Origin of the sequence: Trichococcus alkaliphilus, assembly GCF_003008695.1 — a bacterium.
Classification (GTDB): Bacteria; Bacillota; Bacilli; order Lactobacillales; family Aerococcaceae; genus Trichococcus; species Trichococcus alkaliphilus.
Genome location: NZ_PXZT01000023.1, coordinates 15,907 through 33,637 on the forward strand (window position 1 = coordinate 15,907; position 17,731 = coordinate 33,637).

The following is a 17,731-nucleotide window of genomic DNA, read 5'->3' on the forward strand; positions in this document are numbered from 1 at the left end:
AAGCTTCTGGAGGAGAAAGAAAATGAAAAACGTAATTGGTGTTCGTTTTATGCCTGTCGGGCCCATCTCTTATTATGAAGCAGGCCAGACAAAGTACCGAATGGACGAAAAATTGATCATAAATAATGGGAATGCTGTCGATATTGGCCAAGTCGTCATTGTCGATAAAAAAAGCAATGAAGAAGGCGGCATCCTTTCGCATAAAAACATCATCCGCGTTGCGACCGAAAAAGATCTCGAGCAGGATGAAAAGAATCGCGCGGAGGCGAAAGAAGCCTTTGCCGTATGCAAGACGAAAATGAAACAGCTGAAATTGGAGATGAAGCTGATCAAAGCGGAATACACTTTCGATCGCAGTCGTTTGACTTTCCATTTCAGTTCGGAAGGCCGGATCGATTTCCGGGAATTGGTCCGCGAGTTGGCGGCTATTTTCCGTACGAGAATCGAATTGCATCAGATTGGTGTCCGCGATGAGGCGAAGATTCTTGGAGGAATCGGACCTTGCGGAAGAACGCTGTGCTGCTCGACTTTCTTGGGTGACTTTGTGCCGGTTTCGATCAAGATGGCGAAGGATCAAGGTTTGTCCTTGAACCCTACCAAAATATCCGGTTTGTGCGGCCGTTTGATGTGCTGCCTGAATTATGAGAACGATACGTACGTCTCCCTCAGAAAGGCGATGCCTGATTATGGGCAGGAAGTGATGACGCCCGAGGGTAAGGGAAAAGTTGTGGAATTGAATGTGCTCAGTCAAGTCGTCAAAGTGCGTCTGTTCGAGCATAATAAAACGGTTGAGTTTGCCAGTTCAGAATTATAGGATTTAAGGATCTGCACGATAAGATTGAAAAATAAGTATGGAAAATGCGAGTGGATAAAATGGATAAACGTGCCTTGTATGACCAATTCCATCGGGTGGAAAGCCGTATTTCATCGATGGGAGCAGATGTTAAAGAGATTCAAGAGAAGATGGATGACCTGATAGAAGAGAACGCAAATCTTCAAATCGAGAACCAGCATCTGCGTGATCGGATCGATTTCCTTACGAAGGAAAAAGAGGACGCGCAGAAGCAAGAGCCAGAAATGTCGAAGTCCCGTCTGAATTTACAGAAGCTGTACGAGGATGGTTTTCATGTCTGCAATGTTTATTATGGTTCCCGCCGTCTGAATGATGAGCCCTGTGTTTTCTGTATCGATGTCATCTACGGCGAAAGAGATCGGAAAAACTGAGAAGTGTCCCGCGCTGCGGGTACTGTCAACAAATGATGGATGAACAATAGGCAGAGGCGGGGACAGAAGTCCTGGCCTCTGTTTTGAGGATAAATGCAATGGCTATGCGGGCTGAAGCTTATTTCAGTTGCTGCATGTTTGATGATATATAAACAAAGGGGAATAGGAATGGAAAATGTATTGAAGGAAGGCGAACGGTTGGATGTGCTGAAACGGGAAAACATCCAGATCATCCAAAGTTCAGCCGTGTTCTCTTTTTCACTGGATGCGGTACTGTTGGCGGATTTCGCGGAATTGCCGCGCGTGAAGCCGGCAAAGATAGTCGATCTCTGCGCCGGGAATGGGGCAGTCTCGTTCCTGCTGACAGGAAAAACCAAGAACCCGATCGTCGGGGTGGAACTGCAGGACCGGTTGGTGGATATGGCCCGCAGGACAGTCCAGCTGAACCAGTTGGAGGAGAAGGTCTCCTTCCTGCACGCGGATGTGAACGACGTGACCCGCTTCATCAAACCGGATTCCGTCGACGTCATCACCTGCAACCCGCCCTACTTCAAGCTGACCGAATCCAGTTTCACGAACGAATTGGATGCTTTTGCGATTGCGCGGCACGAAATCCATCTGACGCTGGACCAATTGATGAAACAGACGAGCCATCTGCTGAAGATGAAGGGCAAGGCTTATTTCGTCCATCGGCCGGATCGTTTGATGGAAATCCTGGAAACGATGCGGAACAACCGGATCGCACCGAAAAAACTGCAGTTCATCTACCCGAAACAGAATAAGGAAGCGAACATGATCCTGATTGAAGGCATCAAGGACGGCAAGGAAGACGGCTTCCGTGTGCTGCCGCCGCTCGTTGTGTACAATGAAGAAGGGGAATACAGCCAGCAGGTAAGGGATGCCCTCTATGGCGAGCAGTGAGCACTACTTTTATGTGCTGCGTTGCGGAGATGACTCTTTTTATGCCGGCTACACGACGGACACGCTTCGGCGCGAACAGGAGCACAACAAAGGCATCGGCAGCAAATATACCAAGGCCCGCCGCCCTGTACAAATGATCTATAAGGAAGTCTTCAATACCAGAACGGAAGCGACCAAAGCGGAGGCGGCATTCAAGAAGCTGAACCGCAAGCAGAAAGAGAATTTTTTGAAGGTGCGCTGTACCCAGCTGCCAGGTTCGGAACCGAGCGGGATTTAGCAGGTCGCCAGAGCCACCAAAATGAATCGAAATCAGAGGAGAACAAAGATGCAACTGCAAAAAAGTTATGAACAGCACGAGAGCGGAACGCTTTATTTAGTGCCGACTCCAATCGGCAATCTGGAAGATATGACCTTCCGTGCCATAAAGATACTGCGCGAAGTGGATCTGATTGCGGCTGAGGACACGCGCAACACGCGGAAACTGTTGACGCATTTCGAAGTGGATACTCCCCAGATCAGCTTTCACGAGCACAATACGCAAGAGCGCATTCCGCAATTGGTGGAAAGACTCCTTGGCGGGCAATCCATCGCCCAAGTGAGCGATGCGGGGATGCCTTCGATCAGCGACCCGGGCCATGATTTGGTGCGCGCTTGCATCAACGCAAACGTGCCAGTTGTGCCGTTGCCTGGGGCCAATGCGGGTGTGACCGCATTGATCGCTTCCGGATTGGCGCCGCAGCCGTTTTACTTTTTCGGCTTCCTGGAGCGCAAGAAGAAGGATCAAATTGCCCAGTTGGAGTCGTTGAAGAACAGGGAAGAGACGATGATTTTCTATGAGTCGCCTTACCGGCTGAAGGAGCTGCTCAAAAATATCGCAACCGTGATGGGGGCGGAGCGCCAAGTCGTCATCTGCCGCGAATTGACGAAACGCTTTGAGGAGTTCATCCGGGGTTCGGCGGAAGAATTGGCTGCTTGGGCCGAAGAAACGGAAATCAGAGGGGAAATCTGCCTGATGATAGCCGGCAATGATAACCCGGAAATGCCTGTTGAACAGACATTTGATGACCTCAGCGTCGCCGAATTGGTGGAAAAGTTGATGACGGAACAGGGGCTTTCTTCCAAAGATGCGATCAAAGAGACTGCAAAAATCAGGGATCTGAAGAAACAGGAAGTTTACCAAGCTTTCCACGGCTTTTAAACAGGAGGGATGACCGTTGCTATTCTATTTATTGAGCGCATTCTCGTTTGGCGGTGGTCTGAAGCTCCGATCGATGGGGAGAAACAGGCAATTCCAAAGCTACTTGCTGGTTGCGTCGCTGCTTTTCCTTTTCGTGGGAATGCTGCAGGGCAACGACTCGCCCCAAGTGGCGTGGATCCGTTATGCGGTGATGCTTTTCCGTGTTTTATTCGGCTTGATTTCACCGTTCGCTTTCCTGTTTTTTGGCCTTGCGCTTGTCTTCAATGGGGTGCTGTTGCTCAAAAAAGAGGGCTGGGCCAAACGGTACGGTCTGCTGGTTGCGGTGGGTACCTTCATTTTATTGATGGATCTGCTGTTCCTGCTGAATTATTTTGTGTTCCATCATTACCTGATTTGGCGCTTCATGCGCTTGATGGGCTACTTCATCATCTATTTCGGTGTGGTGCTGATCCTGTTTTTTATCGCGACAGCCTTTTACGGCCTCATTCCGGTTGCCCTCGATAAAGATTTTGTCATTGTCCTAGGAGCGGGGTTGCTTCCGGGCGGAGGCATCAGCCCGTTGCTGCAGAGACGGTTGGACAGAGCAATCCGGTTTTTCCGGCATCAGACCGAGCGCACGCAAAAGAGGCCCTGCCGGATGATTGTGAGTGGAGGGCAAGGGGTGGATGAACCTTTTTCCGAAGCGTATGCCATGAAACGTTATCTGATCGAGAATGGCATCCCGGAAGAAGTGATCCTTGAGGAAGACCAGTCCGTCAACACGTACCAGAATTTTCTTTACTCCAAGGGAATCATGGATGCCTACAAAGAAAGCTACAAGTGCCTCTTCATCACGAACAACTTCCATGTTGTCCGCAGCAGCCTCTATGCCCATCGGGTGGGATTGGAAACGGACGGATTGGGTGCCTGGACGCCGCTTTATTTTCTGCCTTATGCGTTTCTGCGTGAATTCATCGCACTCATCTTTCTGCAGATCAAAGGGCATACGCTGTTGTTGGCGCTTGTGCTGGTGTTTGGATTGTGGAGAATCTATTTTTGATATCATAAGCGCCAATTTCGGTGCAAAAAAAGCCGTATACCATGCGATATTTCGCAAGTATACGGCTTTTTTATGTTCTCTCGTTTAAAGTAATCCTTCTGATATCAATTGATTCAAGCCATGATAGACACCTTCGTCATCATTGGAAGGCGTTGTGTAGTTTGCCACGCCCTTGGCTTTCGGCAACGCGTTAGCCATTGCGAAGGAATAGGGTCTGTCGGAAAGCATGGAGATGTCATTTTCGCTATCACCAAAAACCGCCACTTCTTCATTGGAAATACCAAGTTTTTCCAGTAAGGTATCCAAGGCTTTGCCTTTGTTGATGCCTTTTTTGGTGATTTCAAGTTTCCGTTCATCAGAAAAGACCAGCTCGTACTCGTCATGCAGCCCTAAATGAGGCAACGACTGCGTCACGGCCTCCATGAAATGCGGGTCTTGGCTGATCGAAATTTTGTTGCAAGAAGCTGGCGCTTCGTTCAGATCAAGAATCAGTTTTTGTTCAGGATAGCCGTCGCGCATATCGCATAACCAACTGTACATGCCGCTGGCCCAAGGATAATCGTCGGGCAGTCTCATTTCGCCGCGGATCTTCTTCTTTAAGGCATACAGTGAATCCGGCAAATAGGTGTACAGGCCGGCATCCTGGGAGAATTGGATCTCAACATTGAATGTGCGGAAGACGGATGTGACTCTTTGGATGTCTTCTGAATCCATTATCCCCAATCTTTCCCTGGTTTGAGAATGGAAATCATAAATGGAACTGCCGTTTACATCGATCAAATAACCTTGATGGGAATCCATCTTCAGTTTTAGGGCATCCGGCATCAAACGCAAGTAACTTCTCCCGCTGGCCAATACCAGCGTGATGCCTTTTTGCTGGAGTGATAAGAGGAGTTCCTGGGTTTTGGAGCTGATGGCGTGGTCAGCAGTCAATAAGGTGCCATCCATGTCGCAAACGATCGCTTTAATGGGCATTATCTATCCACCTCTATTTTTGTTGTCGAAAGAATTTCGCGTATCGTGTCGATTGATTCTATATTTGTATGCTCATCATGATAGAGATACGATAAGTAGATGATGTCCACTACTGTGATATAAAGTAATCTGGCTGAAAGTGCCTCGGACTGGAAAATGGATTCTTCTGTTTCGACTACGATACTGACATCACTCAATCGGTTCAAGGCGCCTGGCGGATTCCCTGTCAGACAGATGATCTTGGCTTTATTATGGGCAGCTACCTCAGCTATCTTGATTGTTTCTGCCGTCTTTCCTGAGTGAGAGAAAAGGAAGACGCAATCATTTTCCGTTAATTTGGAAGTGTGCATCAGCTGCATATGATAATCCGAAACATAGTTTACGGGGATGGCGGTTCTCAAGAACTTGTGGTAGGCATCGAGCGCAATGACTGCGGAGGAACCAAGCCCAAAAAAGTGAAGCGCTTTCGAATTTACGATAATATCAAGAGCTTGTTGCAGTGCTTCCCCTGATAGTTTACTCATCAAGCTTTGCAACATAATTTGTGAGGATTGAATGACTTTTTTAGAAATATCGCTCGGCGTGTCCGAAGCGGTAATATCGGTAAATACGGCTAACTGGTGTGTGCGTTCTTCAGACATACGATAGTTTGATGCGACACTGATTTTGAAATCCTGGAAGCCTTTGAAGCCTATTCTTTTCACGAATTTAAAAATCGTCGATTCTGAAAAATCTGTTTCTTCTGCAAGATTGGATAATGTTTTGTTCACTAGGTCCATGCCCAAGCTCACGAAATAGTCGGCAATTTTTAATTCAGTGGCTGAAAAAGTTTCGTAGTGTGGTTTCAGGATCATTTGGATATAATTTTTTGACATATATGAGCACCTCCTTGGGAATAGTATAGCATATTCGCGATTAGTAATAAATATTTTTTATTTTAGCTTTACAAAGTAAAAAATATTTATTATAATCAGAATATAAATTACGAAAACGATTACAAAAAAGAATGTGGCCGACATAAAGTTGTACAAGTGGAGGGGTAAAGCGAAATGACTCAAGAAAACAAGATAGCCATCGTCAATTCAAGCAGTTTTGGGAAAATGTTCGACACACATGTGGAAAGACTGGAAAAAATCGGACAGGTCGATCGTTTCGATTTTGACAGTTCAATTGAAGGAAAGCAACTAGCTGAATCATTAATAGGGTATAATATTATTATCGCGAGTGTGACACCATTTTTCACTAGCGAGTTTTTTGAGCATAAGGATGAACTGAAGTTGATCACGCGTCATGGAATCGGGTACAACAATATAGACCTGGAAGCTGCCAAGGCACATGGTACGATTGTCGCGATTGTTCCACCTCTGATTGAGCGCGACGCAGTTGCAGAAAATAATGTTACAAATTTACTTGCATTGATGCGGCGCACAACTGAGTCGGCCCAGGAAGTCAAAAATGATGGCTGGGAAAATCGAGCGCGGTTTATTGGAAACGGTTTATGCGGAAAAACGGTAGGCGTCATAGGTGTTGGCAATATCGGTAGCCGAGCCGTCGAAATCCTGCATTATGGGTTCAGGTGTGAAGTGTTGGGGGTCGATCCGAACAAGACCGCGTTGGAAATTGAGATTTTCGGCGGCAAGAAAGTCGAATTGGATGAACTTCTGGAGCGGGCCGAGGTCATTTGCCTCTGTGCAAGCCTGAATGAAACGAACTACCATCTGATTTCCAAAGAAGCCTTTGCGAAAATGAAGGACGGTGTCTACATATCCAACTCAGCTCGTGGGGCACTGGTGGATGAAGCGGCAATCATTGGAGCGATCCAAACCGGGAAACTGCGCGGGTATGCAACAGATGTGCTGGAAGTTGAACCAGGACGCAGTGACCATCCTTTCCTGGCATATCCGAATATCATTTTGACCCCGCACACATCCGCGTACACAATGGAGTGCCTGGAAGGAATGGGAGACAAATGTGTTTCTGACTGTGAAGCGATAGTGGAAGGGAGGATGCCTCGACGGGTGGTGCAACCAGTAAGTCCGTATATTACAGCATGAGGGAGGTGGATAAAGGTGGATACAGTTGTAAATGTAAAAGTTGGCCCGCAATTCTATAAGTATGGGCAAGGCGCTATGGAAATGATCCCGGAGATAGTGAATGAATACGGTGCGAAACGCGTGCTGCTTGTTCATGGCACGATTTCATGGGAGAAAGCAAGGCCGTATTTGGAATTTCTGGATGAGGACTTCACAATCCAGTACGAGAAATACAACGGTGAGTGCAGCTATAATGAAGCGAATCGCTTGGCCAAACTAGTCGACGATGGCAACTTCGACTTTATCATCGGCGTCGGCGGAGGGAAATTGTGTGATCTGGTGTACTACGTCGCTTCCTTGACGAAAAAACCTTTCGGTGTCGTTCCGACGCTGGCCAGTAATTGTGCACCCTGGGCTCCCTTATCTGTAATGTACAAAGATAACGGACTTGCTGAAGGCAAAACCGAGCATTACAAAAGACAGGCAGCCTTTCTGATCACTGATCCAACGTTAGTCGTCGATGCGCCAATACAATTCTTTATCGCAGGAATCGCGGATACTATAGCTAAGTGGTATGAATCCGATATGATATTGGAACAGCCGCAGTTTGAAGCGAATAATTTCTTGATGCTCGCACGGCATTCGGCGCGGATCTGCAAAGACGTCATCGCTGAAGATGGTTTGAAGGCTATCGAGGATATGCGCAATGGAACGGTATCTCCTGAGTTTATCAAGGTGTCTGAAGTAATATTCGGGGTTGCGGGACTGGTTGGGGGATTTGGCGACAAATATGCCCGTAATACTGCCGCTCATGCCATTCATGATGCGATTTCAGCGTATCTGCCGGGAGTCCACAACTACTTGCATGGTGAAAAAGTGGCATATGGCATTTTCTATCAATTGGCACTGGAAGACAAATGGCAAGTGATTGACGAGTTGATTCCGATGTATGAGGCTTTAAGTTTACCGAAATCATTAACCGAAATGGGCGAGTATCCTTTGGCGGAAGAGGAACTCAACAACATAGTCGAACTGGTCAACAAAAAGCAAAAAGTGCATTTGTTGCCGATGATGATCAATGAAGAAGTCTTAAAAAAAGCAATAATAGATTTAGAAAAATACATAAATACGGAGGTATAGGCAATGGAAAATATTACCGCAATGCAAAGTTTGTTAATTGCACTATGGGTAGGGGCAGTCATGTCACGTGCATTTTTAGGTGGAGCAACATTAACGTTACGTTTTTCCCCTTTGATGACGGGTTTGATCGCAGGTATTGTAATGGGTGACGTTCCACAAGCAATGATTATCACAGCAGCAATTCAGTTGATTTACATGGGGGTTTTCTCTCCAGGGGGAACGATGCCTTCTGAACCATCAATCGCAGCAGCGATCGCGGTGCCGGTTGCTTTAATGGGTAACCTGCAGCCTGAAGCAGCGATAGCTGTAGCTGTACCGGTAGGTTTATTGGGTGCTTATCTGTACCAATTCAGATTTTTCATCAATACATTTTTGGGTAAATACACCGATAAAGCCGTCGAAGACTTGAATGACGGTGCAATCGTAAGATCGATCATCCTTTACCCAACAATCGCTTCTTTCCTTTTGTTTGTGCCATTAGTATTCGTTGCTTTGTACTTTGGAGCACCCGTTATTGCTGATGTCATCACCGCACTTGAAGGTACGGTTGTGTTCCATATTCTTACTGTTGTCGGTGGCGGTCTAGCGGCTATCGGTATTGCAACAACGATTTATGTTATCGGCCGTAAAGACTACATGGTTTTCTTCCTGTTAGCATACTTGATGAGCGTTGTGCTGGCTTCCTTATCAATCACGATGGTAACTTATGCCATTGTCGGAGCTTTAATAGCAGCAATTTTCGTGTTAAGCAAGGGACAAGCTGCAAAAACATCTTCTGCTTCCGCTGGTAGTGCAGCGCTTGAAGATGACGATGATGACGATTTCTAAAAAGTATGCAAATTGAAAGGAAGATGAAAAATGATAAACGCTAATCTAGATGCTAAAGAAAAAAACATGTTAGCACCAGAAGAAATAAATGCTAAAGATGTTACGAAAACCTATTTACGCTGGCACTTTGCAAATGAAATCCCTCACTCATTCGAACGTTATTTGGCTCCATCGCTCCTTTATGCGATGATGCCAATTCTGCGCAAACTGTACAAAGATGAGGATCAATTAAGAGCTGCCTACAAACGCCAATTGCTGTTCTTCAACACGCAACTGTCATGGGGTGGCGGAGTCATCACAGGGCTGATGTCTTCGATGGAACAAGAACGCGCCAAAGAGGTTGTGAACGGCGATGAAGTTACCATGACTGATGATCTGATGTACAATACTAAAGCAGGTTTAATGGGCGCTTTGGCAGGTATCGGTGATTCGATCGACTCAGGGACTGTACAATATATTTTTATCGCTATCGCTGTTCCTTGGGCACAAATGGGTAGCCCAATCGGCGCCTTGTTCCCATTCATCGCTTTTGCTCTTTACCAAGCATTGTTAGGTGTATTCTTCGCACGAAGCGCATTCAAGACAGGTAAAAATGCAACGGGTGTTATGCATAGTGCTGGAATTCAGACTGTTATCGAAATGTTGTCGATCCTAGGGATGTTTATGATGGGGATTTTAGCCGGAAATTATGTTAAAGTTTCATCAAGCTTAGAATTTGAGATTTCAGGACGTCCGTTTATTATTCAGGAAATTCTGGATAAGATCATGCCTGGTATGTTGCCGCTGGCTGTTGTTCTGGGTGTATACTTCTTCTACATCAAAAAAGGTCTGAAGGTAACGCGTGCATTGGTGGGCTTGACGTTGATTTTGATTGTTCTGGCTGGCATAGGTATTCTATAAAACGGTCATAAGAAAGGAAAGTGTAAAAAATGGGAGTTGTAAATTTAGCGCGTGTAGATGAGAGGCTGATCCATGGTCAAGTCATGTTGACATTGTCCCAAAGAGATGGGGTCAATTCAATCTTTGTAGTTGATGATGTAGTTGCTAAAGATAAATTCATGAAAGATTTATATAAGAGTGCGGGTAGCCGTACCGGGCAAAAAACAATTGTCATGACTGAAGAAAAGTGCAAATTCTATTGGGATGAGTTCAAATTTAAAGAGTACAGCGCTATCCTGATCACGAAAACAGTGACCGGAATTTATAATCTGGTTAAACATGGTGTTCCGATCAAGGATCTGAATATCGGCGGAATCGCTAAAAAAGGCGATGATGATATTTTGGTCACTAAATCAGTTTATCTGAACAAAGCAGATGCATTGAAATTGAAAGAATTAAATGAAGACTATGGTGTTGAAAACATCTATTTCCAAGCAACACCATCTTCGTCAAGCTCTAGCTTAGCGGATGTATTAAAGCAATTCGGTTTATAAAATAATTCCTGGTGAGAAAGCAGTTATTGCGAAATAGCTGCTTTTCTCAATCGGGAAAATAGTGACCAAAATGACAGGTGGCAAATACTATGCAGCAAAATGAAAAATTTAAAGATTGGCTATTTCGATATCAGTCTTTTTATCGTGTACGCCGTACTGATAAAAGCAAACGGCGGTTTATCTCAGCGTTAGTGGCGGATATTTCTGACATGCGAGAAGATGTGCAGGTGATCGAGTACAATCGCCATAAAAAATATGCATCAAGGAACGTTTACGTTGGCGATATCGGAAAAGCGGATCAGATCATTTGCACGTATTATGACACGCCAATCCAGCATTTTGGTCCTTATGTTTTATTTGATCGAGAAGTACAGGAAAAACGGACAACCAGTTTCATTATAGTCAGTTCTGTCCTGTTGCTCCTGGTGGGTATTGCCGGAACGCTCTTTTATATGCAGAACGCATCCGGTGCAGTTGACCTGATTTCTGTTCGCACCTTGTTTATCGCTCTTGCTTACGGTGTCTATTTCTATTTGTTCGGCAAGATTGCGAAGGGGTCGGCAAACCGAAAGACGTTGATTCGAAATACTTCGTCCGTCCTTGCTATGTTGGCGATGATAAGTGATGCAAAAGGAGAGAAAACAGCTTTCGCTTTTGTGGATGAAGGCAGTTTTGGGGAAAGTGGTCTGGAAGCAATGCGTACGTCCCAAAATAAGAAAGCGAAAATTTTCTTTTTGGATTGCGTAGGCGCAGATGCTCCGCTGCATGTTATCGGGAATGATGTTTCTGAGGCTAAGTTGGCGGAATTGGGTATTGATCATCAGTCGTCAGACGAAAAGATCACTTATATCTTCAGTGCAAAAACTTCGGAAAAAGAGCAAAAGACGCAATTCTATCTGGATAAGTCGGATTTGGGCCGAAAGAATTTAAGTATGGAAAATATTACAAAAGTTGTGGAATTGTGCAGATAGAAAATGGGCCTTTTCTGTAACGAAGGAGGATTATCAATGTTAGGGATTGTTATTGCAACACATGGTTCGTTAAGCAACGGACTGAAAGATTCAGCGGAAGTGATCTTTGGCCCGACCAATAATATCACAACAGCAAACTTGAATCTGGGAGACGACGTGCAGGCATTAGGCGCAACAATTAAAGAATCTATCCTTGAAGTTAACCAAGGTGACGGGGTCATCGTATTGGTGGATCTGGTGAGCGCTAGCCCGTACAACCAATCGGTACTTGTGACGAATAGTCTGGAGAAACCGCTGCAGGATTCTGTTTACATCATTGGCGGGGTAAACCTTCCGATGTTGTTGGAAGGGATCAACCATCAATTGATCGGGACGCCGGTTGAAGAAGCTGCCGAAGCTGTGATCGCTCAAGGGAAGAACAGCATCAGTGATTGGCATGTATCCATGATTGCTGACGAAGACGATGATGAGGACGACGCTTTTTAAGAAAAATAAAATGAACCCTATAGAATGGACACTAAAAAGTGCCCTCTATAGGGTTCGTTTTTGTATACTTTTAAGTGGAATCTAAAAACCTGCCCCCTGTATATTACCAGGGAGCAGGTTTTGTTGAGCACTATTCGACTTTTTTGCTTTGATTCACCATCAAATCACGGATCTCTTTCAGGTAAAGTTCAACAACTGGTACTTCGGCTTCAACTTCCACTGGTTCTTCAGCAGGCATTCTGCTTTTAAGTTTGTTGATTACTTTGATCATCAGGAAGAGGACAAGTGCGATCAACAGGAAGTTCATTAAGGCTTGCAGGAAATTACCATAAGTGAAGTCTGCCTGTCCGATTTTGAAGGAAAGGCCGGTCAAGTCAGCGTTGCCGGTCAAGGCTACGATGATCGGAGTGATGATATCTTTTACTAATGAATTGACAATTGCTGTAAATGCACCCCCAATGACAACCCCGACTGCAAGATCAAGCACGTTCCCACGCATGATGAATAATTTAAATTCTTTCCACATATATTTCACCTCCGTTTAAGATAATTATATTTCAACTTTGTTGAGATAGCAAAAAATACGTGGTGCAATGGATAATATTTTTATGATTTTTTAACGGCAGGTCGGTTTTACGTAGGCGGCGAGCGGATAATCCTCGGTCGGTAAGCTGCTTTCTTTGCCTTGCGCCAATTCGGCCAACAAATAGCCGATCAGCGGGCCGGAAGTCAATCCGGACGATCCGAGCCCGCTTGCCGCGAAGCAGTTTTGCAGACCCGGTACGTTGCCGAAGAAGGGGCTGAAGTCGGAAGTGTAGGCCCTCGTGCCGACGCGGATATCCGCGATTGCCGCTTCTTTCAGATCGGGGATCCAAGTGCGGGCTTGTTCCAGCATCGGATCCGTAACGGAAGCGTCAGGCTGCAGGTCATAGCCTTTATCGTTCTCATGGCTTGCGCCGACGATTGTTTTCCCATGGCCAAACGGAAGCAGGTCGATTTCGCCTTGGGGCATGATGACCGGGTAGTTTTGCGGATCGTTGCCTTCGTTTTGTTCGAGGACGACCAGCTGCCCTTTTTGCCCCCGGACATCGACCGTGTACCCGAGCGGCTGGAGTAGCTGAGGCAGCCAGGCGCCGGCTGCCAGGATGACCGCGTCGAATCTTTGTGGTGGTCCGTCCTGCGTCAGGACGGACAAGGTGCCGTCGTTATCCTTGGCGAGGGAGACGGTCTCTTTGTGGATGCTGCCTCCATATAGGGTTGTCGCCTTCAGCAATGTCTTCGTCAACTCCCGGCCATCCACGCGGGCGCCGCCGCCTACAAAAAGGGCTTGTTCAACGTTGACGAGGGGCGGGAAGGCCTTTTGTAGTTCGGATCCCTTCAGGATAGCGACGCTACCGATCAGCGGCGCCTGCTCACGGCGTTCCAGCGCACGGTGGTGGACCTCCTGGAGGTAGTCGGCGGATTGTCCCAAAATCAGGGCGCCGCAGCGTGCATAAGCATCCGTCTTTAAGCCGTCGGAAGCCAAGTCAGCCAGCAACTTGTCATAAAAAGCTGCGCCTTCAGAGACGAGGCGGTACCATTTTTTGTTGCGGCGCCTGGACAGCCAAGGGCAAATGATCCCTGCCGCCGCGGCTGTTGCTTGGCCGTTGCCGCTGTCGAACACGCTGACGCTGTGACCGGCTCTTGCCAAATAATAACTCGCGGTGGCGCCGACGATGCCGCCACCGATGACTGCAATCTTCTTTTGCATGGTTGGAACCCTTCTTTCTCCGGTAGCCGGTTGTTGCATTGTGGACAGAAAAAGCCGGGAACGGTGTCCCGGCTCTAAGCATTTTTGATGAAGATCCCTCTTAGGATCTGATTTGGCCTTCGCCGTAGATGATGTATTTGTAGGAAGTCAATTCCTTCAATCCCATCGGTCCGCGGGCATGGAGTTTTTGCGTGCTGATGCCGATTTCTCCGCCGAAGCCGAAACATCCGCCATCCGTGAAGCGGGAAGAGGCATTGATGTAAACTGCAGCTGCATCGATATCGTTCAGGAAATTCTGTGCCGTTTGGTAATGATCGGTGACAATCACTTCGGAATGGCCGGTGCTGTATTTTTGGATATGCGCGATGGCTTCGTCATAGGAGGAAACCACTTTTACCGCCAAAATGAAATCCGAGAATTCGGCAGCGAAATCTTCCTCTGTTGCTGGGACAGCTTCGGGCAGGATGCTGCAGGTCTTCGCATCGCCGCGCAATTCCACTTTATAAGGCGCCAAAGCTTCCGCGAAAACAGGCAGGAAAGCATCCGCAACTGTTTCGTGGACAACAAGCGTCTCGATGGAATTGCAGACGGAAGGGCGGGAACATTTCGCGTTGACCAGAATGCGTGTTGCCATTTCCAATTCGGCAGCCTTATCGATGTACAGGTGGCAATTTCCGACGCCTGTTTCGATGACCGGTACAGTCGCGTTTTTCAAAACGTTCTGGATCAGGCCGGCTCCTCCGCGAGGGATCAGGCAATCCAGATAGTCATTCAGTTTCATGAATTCATTGGCCAGTTCGCGGGATGGATCAGGGATCAGTTGCAGCGTTTCCTTGGCGAAACCGGCTTCCGCGAGACCGGCCTGCAATGCGGTCATGATGGCTTTGTTGGATTCCAAAGCCTCTTTTCCGCCGCGCAGGATGACGGCATTCCCCGATTTGAAGCAAAGGGCGCTCGCGTCCGCTGTGACGTTTGGACGTGATTCATAAATGATTCCGATGACGCCAAGCGGAACACGCTGCTTGCCGATCATCAAACCATCGGCTGATTTCGTCATTTCCTCAACGTAGCCGATCGGATCAGGCAATTGAGCGATTTCCTTGAAACTGTCCGCCATCCCTTTGATCCGTTGCGGATTCAAAGTCAAACGTTCGATCATCGGTGTCGCCAAGCCATTAGCCTCGGCTGCGGTGATGTCATTCGCATTGGCTGCCAGGATGGCATCCTGATGTGCGTAAAGGGCAGCTTCCATGGCCAAAAGTCCCTCATTCTTTTGTTTGGTTGATGCTTTCCTCAGGCTGTTGGCTGCGGCTTTCGCGGCAATGCCCATTTCTTGCAATAAACTGTTCATCGAATATCCTCCTCTATTTGTCTTCCCTCACAAAATAGGTTCCAATTTCTTTGCCGGCCAGTAAATCGAACAATACGGTCGGGTCTGTGGCTTGCGTCAATACCATTTGTTGCTTGTTCTTCAGGATTTGTTTGGCAGCTTTCAATTTGGTTGCCATTCCGCCGGTCCCGAATTTCGAACCGTTCCCGCCGGCCAAAGCCATTTCTTTTGCCGTAATGGCATGAATGGTATGGAAGAGGACGGCATCCGGATGCGCCATCGGATTTTTATCATAAAAACCTGGAACATCGGAAAGCATGATCAGCAGGTCGGCGGAGATGATTTCCGCTACGGTTGCGGAAAGGCGATCGTTATCCCCGAATTTTGTCAGGTGATCCAATTCTTCAACGGAGACAGCGTCATTCTCGTTTACGATCGGGATGATTCCCATTTTCAACAACTGCTCGAAGGCGTTTACGGCATTCCTGCGGCTTTCCGGGAACTGCACGATATCCAGTGTCATGAGTATTTGCCCGACGATTTGGTTATAGTGCGAGAAAAAGCGGGTGTAGAGGTTCATCAGTTCGGATTGCCCGACAGAAGCGACCGCTTGTTGCTCCGGGATGGTTTTCGGACGATGCGGGAGGTTCAGGCGGTTGAGCCCGACGCCGATCGCACCGGAAGACACCAAAACGATTTCTTTGCCTTGCTTGCGCAGAACGGTCAAGACATAAGCAAGCCGGTCGAACGTTTGGTAGTTGACGGATCCGTCCCCCAGCATCAAAGAACTTGTGCCGATTTTGATGACGATCCTTTTGCAGTCCAATATTTTATTGCGAATAGGTTCCATGTGCACATCCCCGTTTACGATTTGATTTTTTGCATCTATAAAGAGAGTAGTTTTTTTTATGTATTGCAGAGCTCGCATCCAGCGAGGTATTACTTCATATAGTATCATGGAATGGCGAAAAAATTAAGATATAGCAAAAAAAAGCTGCCTGAAGTTATCAGGCAGCCCTAAAGGAGTTGCTCTTTACTTTGGAGGAGTAAAGAAATTTAAAAAAAGATTGTTTGTGATTGGCCTACAGTCATGATAAATCTCAAATATGAAGAAACTATGAAGATAATTTTATGAAATGGATAAGATTCTTAGCTGCCGTTATCAGATGAGCCCGAAAGTACGAAATGCTTGATGAAGGCCATCCTCGTCCACCGAACTCGTGACATGGTCCGCAACAGCCTTCAATTCTTCTTTGGCATTTCCCATAGCGATGCCGATTGCGCAATAGTCGAACATCTCCAAGTCATTCAAGCCGTCTCCGATCGCGATCGTCCGTTCTTTGGGGAGGCCAAGGTGTGTCAACAACGCTTCGATTGCAGTCGCTTTGTGTATGCCGGGAACCATCAGTTCGCCGCTGTCATCGCCAAACTGAGGCACGGTGCATTGGATCGTGTCAAAGGCGTTTTCGAATTCCGCCTTGATCTGTGCGAAAGAAAGTGTGTCGCTCTGAAGGAAGCAAGCCTTATTGACGTCCGTCTTATACAGATCCTCTTCGCCGTAGATCAATCCCTCAATGAAGGGGTGAGGCTGTTCTTCTTTGCGTCTGCGGGCGTCCGGATCGTTGTCGATATCGCCGTAAATGCAGCGTTCCACATGCGGCAGGAAATTCTTGCTGGCGAACAGGCCGCCGTTTGATTCCAAGTAAAAGTCAACGCTGTGCTGATTGAAGAAATCCACCATCCGTCTGACTTCGCTGGCTGGCACCGTCTTGTGGTACAACATGCCATCGTGCAGCTCAACAAAGCCGCCGCCAGCGCCGATGATGCCGTCAAAGCCGATTTCCATGATGAAATCATAGATCTCCGGTTTTGATCGGCCGGTGCATAAATAAATTTCGTGTCCGTTCAGCCGGGCCTGTCTGCATGCGTCCGCAGCCGATGCGGGAACCCAACCGTCATCCGCCACCAAAGTACCATCAATATCCAAAAAAATGATTTTTTTATCCAATCTATATCCTCGCTCTCTGCCCTTAAATGTGGCTGTCCGATATTTTAGTCTACTATATAATGGAATGAGAATTATTGCCAGTAGAAGAGGCTGCTCAGAGCCTGGGTTTTTGAAGAATCTGCAATTATTCGGTAAAAAATGAAAAGAATCGTTGACAGCATTCGGCTGCGATGATAGTATATAGAAGTTGTCCGCCAGAATCGGCTTTGAAATGATTTGAAAAAATTGTTGACATGCGATTTAGAGCGTGATATTATATAAAAGTTGCTGATCCACGCATCTGCAAGCCGATATTGTTTCTGAAAAACTTTCAGAAAAGGCTTGACGGAGAGCCGGAGCCGTGATATTATAAATAAGCAATCACGTAACACGTGATACACGATTGACCTTTGAAA

Annotated in this window: 20 protein-coding genes; 13 read left to right on the plus strand and 7 right to left on the minus strand. The window is 46.9% G+C overall.

All coding sequences use genetic code 11. The features are described from left to right. Positions 1-22: 22 nt before the first annotated feature. The 6 genes from C7R73_RS13340 (at position 23) to C7R73_RS13365 (ending at position 4,382) form a co-directional block, all read left to right on the plus strand. Positions 23-814 carry a PSP1 domain-containing protein gene (locus C7R73_RS13340; protein WP_106450972.1) on the plus strand — a complete coding sequence of 264 codons (792 nt, stop codon included), beginning with the start codon at positions 23-25 and terminating at the stop codon, positions 812-814. Positions 815-873: 59 nt separating this feature from the next. Beyond that, positions 874-1,224, plus strand: a complete 351-nt coding sequence (locus C7R73_RS13345) for a DNA replication initiation control protein YabA (protein ID WP_068562380.1) — start codon at positions 874-876, stop codon at positions 1,222-1,224. A gap of 168 nt (positions 1,225-1,392) precedes the next feature. After that, positions 1,393-2,145, plus strand: a complete 753-nt coding sequence (locus C7R73_RS13350) for a tRNA1(Val) (adenine(37)-N6)-methyltransferase (RefSeq protein WP_106450973.1) — start codon at positions 1,393-1,395, stop codon at positions 2,143-2,145. Continuing rightward, positions 2,132-2,422, plus strand: a complete 291-nt coding sequence (locus C7R73_RS13355; RefSeq protein ID WP_106450974.1) for a GIY-YIG nuclease family protein — start codon at positions 2,132-2,134, stop codon at positions 2,420-2,422. The genes C7R73_RS13350 and C7R73_RS13355 overlap by 14 nt, the downstream gene beginning before the upstream one ends. Before the next feature lie 48 nt (positions 2,423-2,470). Beyond that, positions 2,471-3,343 (plus strand): 16S rRNA (cytidine(1402)-2'-O)-methyltransferase, encoded by an 873-nt coding sequence (gene rsmI, locus C7R73_RS13360; RefSeq protein WP_106450975.1) that lies wholly within the window; start codon positions 2,471-2,473, stop codon positions 3,341-3,343. Between the two features lie 16 nt (positions 3,344-3,359). Next, positions 3,360-4,382, plus strand: coding sequence for a YdcF family protein (locus tag C7R73_RS13365; RefSeq protein WP_106450976.1), 1,023 nt, complete (start codon positions 3,360-3,362; stop codon positions 4,380-4,382). A gap of 84 nt (positions 4,383-4,466) precedes the next feature. On the opposite strand, the gene C7R73_RS13370 is transcribed toward C7R73_RS13365, so the two are convergent. Together C7R73_RS13370 and C7R73_RS13375 are read right to left on the minus strand one after the other, a co-directional pair. Beyond that, entirely contained in the window at positions 4,467-5,357 is an 891-nt protein-coding gene (locus C7R73_RS13370; protein ID WP_106450977.1) for an HAD family hydrolase, read from the minus strand. Further along, on the minus strand, positions 5,357-6,232 hold the full coding sequence (locus C7R73_RS13375; RefSeq protein ID WP_086630087.1) for a MurR/RpiR family transcriptional regulator: 876 nt from the start codon (positions 6,230-6,232) through the stop codon (positions 5,357-5,359). The genes C7R73_RS13370 and C7R73_RS13375 overlap by 1 nt, the downstream gene beginning before the upstream one ends. A gap of 174 nt (positions 6,233-6,406) precedes the next feature. Here C7R73_RS13375 and C7R73_RS13380 point away from each other — a divergent pair, with 174 nt between their 5' ends. The 7 genes from C7R73_RS13380 to C7R73_RS13410 all read left to right on the plus strand — a co-directional run bounded on the left by C7R73_RS13380 (position 6,407) and on the right by C7R73_RS13410 (position 12,248). After that, a complete protein-coding gene (locus C7R73_RS13380) occupies positions 6,407-7,411 on the plus strand; it encodes a D-isomer specific 2-hydroxyacid dehydrogenase family protein (RefSeq protein ID WP_106450978.1) in 1,005 nt (334 codons plus the stop codon). 15 nt (positions 7,412-7,426) lie between these two features. Then, positions 7,427-8,530, plus strand: a complete 1,104-nt coding sequence (locus tag C7R73_RS13385; protein ID WP_106450979.1) for an iron-containing alcohol dehydrogenase family protein — start codon at positions 7,427-7,429, stop codon at positions 8,528-8,530. Positions 8,531-8,533: 3 nt separating this feature from the next. Beyond that, positions 8,534-9,358, plus strand: coding sequence for a PTS mannose/fructose/sorbose/N-acetylgalactosamine transporter subunit IIC (locus tag C7R73_RS13390; protein ID WP_106450980.1), 825 nt, complete (start codon positions 8,534-8,536; stop codon positions 9,356-9,358). Positions 9,359-9,388: 30 nt separating this feature from the next. Continuing rightward, positions 9,389-10,258 (plus strand): PTS system mannose/fructose/sorbose family transporter subunit IID, encoded by an 870-nt coding sequence (locus C7R73_RS13395; protein WP_106450981.1) that lies wholly within the window; start codon positions 9,389-9,391, stop codon positions 10,256-10,258. A gap of 29 nt (positions 10,259-10,287) precedes the next feature. Further along, on the plus strand, positions 10,288-10,791 hold the full coding sequence (locus tag C7R73_RS13400; protein WP_086630082.1) for a PTS sugar transporter subunit IIB: 504 nt from the start codon (positions 10,288-10,290) through the stop codon (positions 10,789-10,791). 89 nt (positions 10,792-10,880) lie between these two features. Then, positions 10,881-11,762, plus strand: coding sequence for a hypothetical protein (locus tag C7R73_RS13405; protein WP_106450982.1), 882 nt, complete (start codon positions 10,881-10,883; stop codon positions 11,760-11,762). 36 nt (positions 11,763-11,798) lie between these two features. After that, positions 11,799-12,248 carry a PTS sugar transporter subunit IIA gene (locus tag C7R73_RS13410; protein WP_106450983.1) on the plus strand — a complete coding sequence of 150 codons (450 nt, stop codon included), beginning with the start codon at positions 11,799-11,801 and terminating at the stop codon, positions 12,246-12,248. Between the two features lie 130 nt (positions 12,249-12,378). Here C7R73_RS13410 and mscL read toward each other — a convergent pair whose 3' ends face one another. From mscL to C7R73_RS13435, 5 genes are all read right to left on the minus strand, one after another. After that, positions 12,379-12,774 (minus strand): large conductance mechanosensitive channel protein MscL, encoded by a 396-nt coding sequence (mscL, locus tag C7R73_RS13415; RefSeq protein WP_106450984.1) that lies wholly within the window; start codon positions 12,772-12,774, stop codon positions 12,379-12,381. Positions 12,775-12,864: 90 nt separating this feature from the next. After that, entirely contained in the window at positions 12,865-13,998 is a 1,134-nt protein-coding gene (locus C7R73_RS13420; protein WP_106450985.1) for an NAD(P)/FAD-dependent oxidoreductase, read from the minus strand. A gap of 100 nt (positions 13,999-14,098) precedes the next feature. Next, positions 14,099-15,349, minus strand: a complete 1,251-nt coding sequence (locus tag C7R73_RS13425; RefSeq protein WP_106450986.1) for a glutamate-5-semialdehyde dehydrogenase — start codon at positions 15,347-15,349, stop codon at positions 14,099-14,101. Positions 15,350-15,362: 13 nt separating this feature from the next. Next, the gene (gene proB / locus C7R73_RS13430) at positions 15,363-16,169 is read right to left on the minus strand and encodes a glutamate 5-kinase (RefSeq protein WP_414718274.1); all 807 of its coding nucleotides are present in this window, start codon (positions 16,167-16,169) and stop codon (positions 15,363-15,365) included. Between the two features lie 321 nt (positions 16,170-16,490). Continuing rightward, positions 16,491-17,336: a Cof-type HAD-IIB family hydrolase gene (locus C7R73_RS13435; protein WP_106450988.1), complete on the minus strand. Its 846-nt coding sequence runs from the start codon at positions 17,334-17,336 to the stop codon at positions 16,491-16,493. Positions 17,337-17,731: the final 395 nt, after the last annotated feature.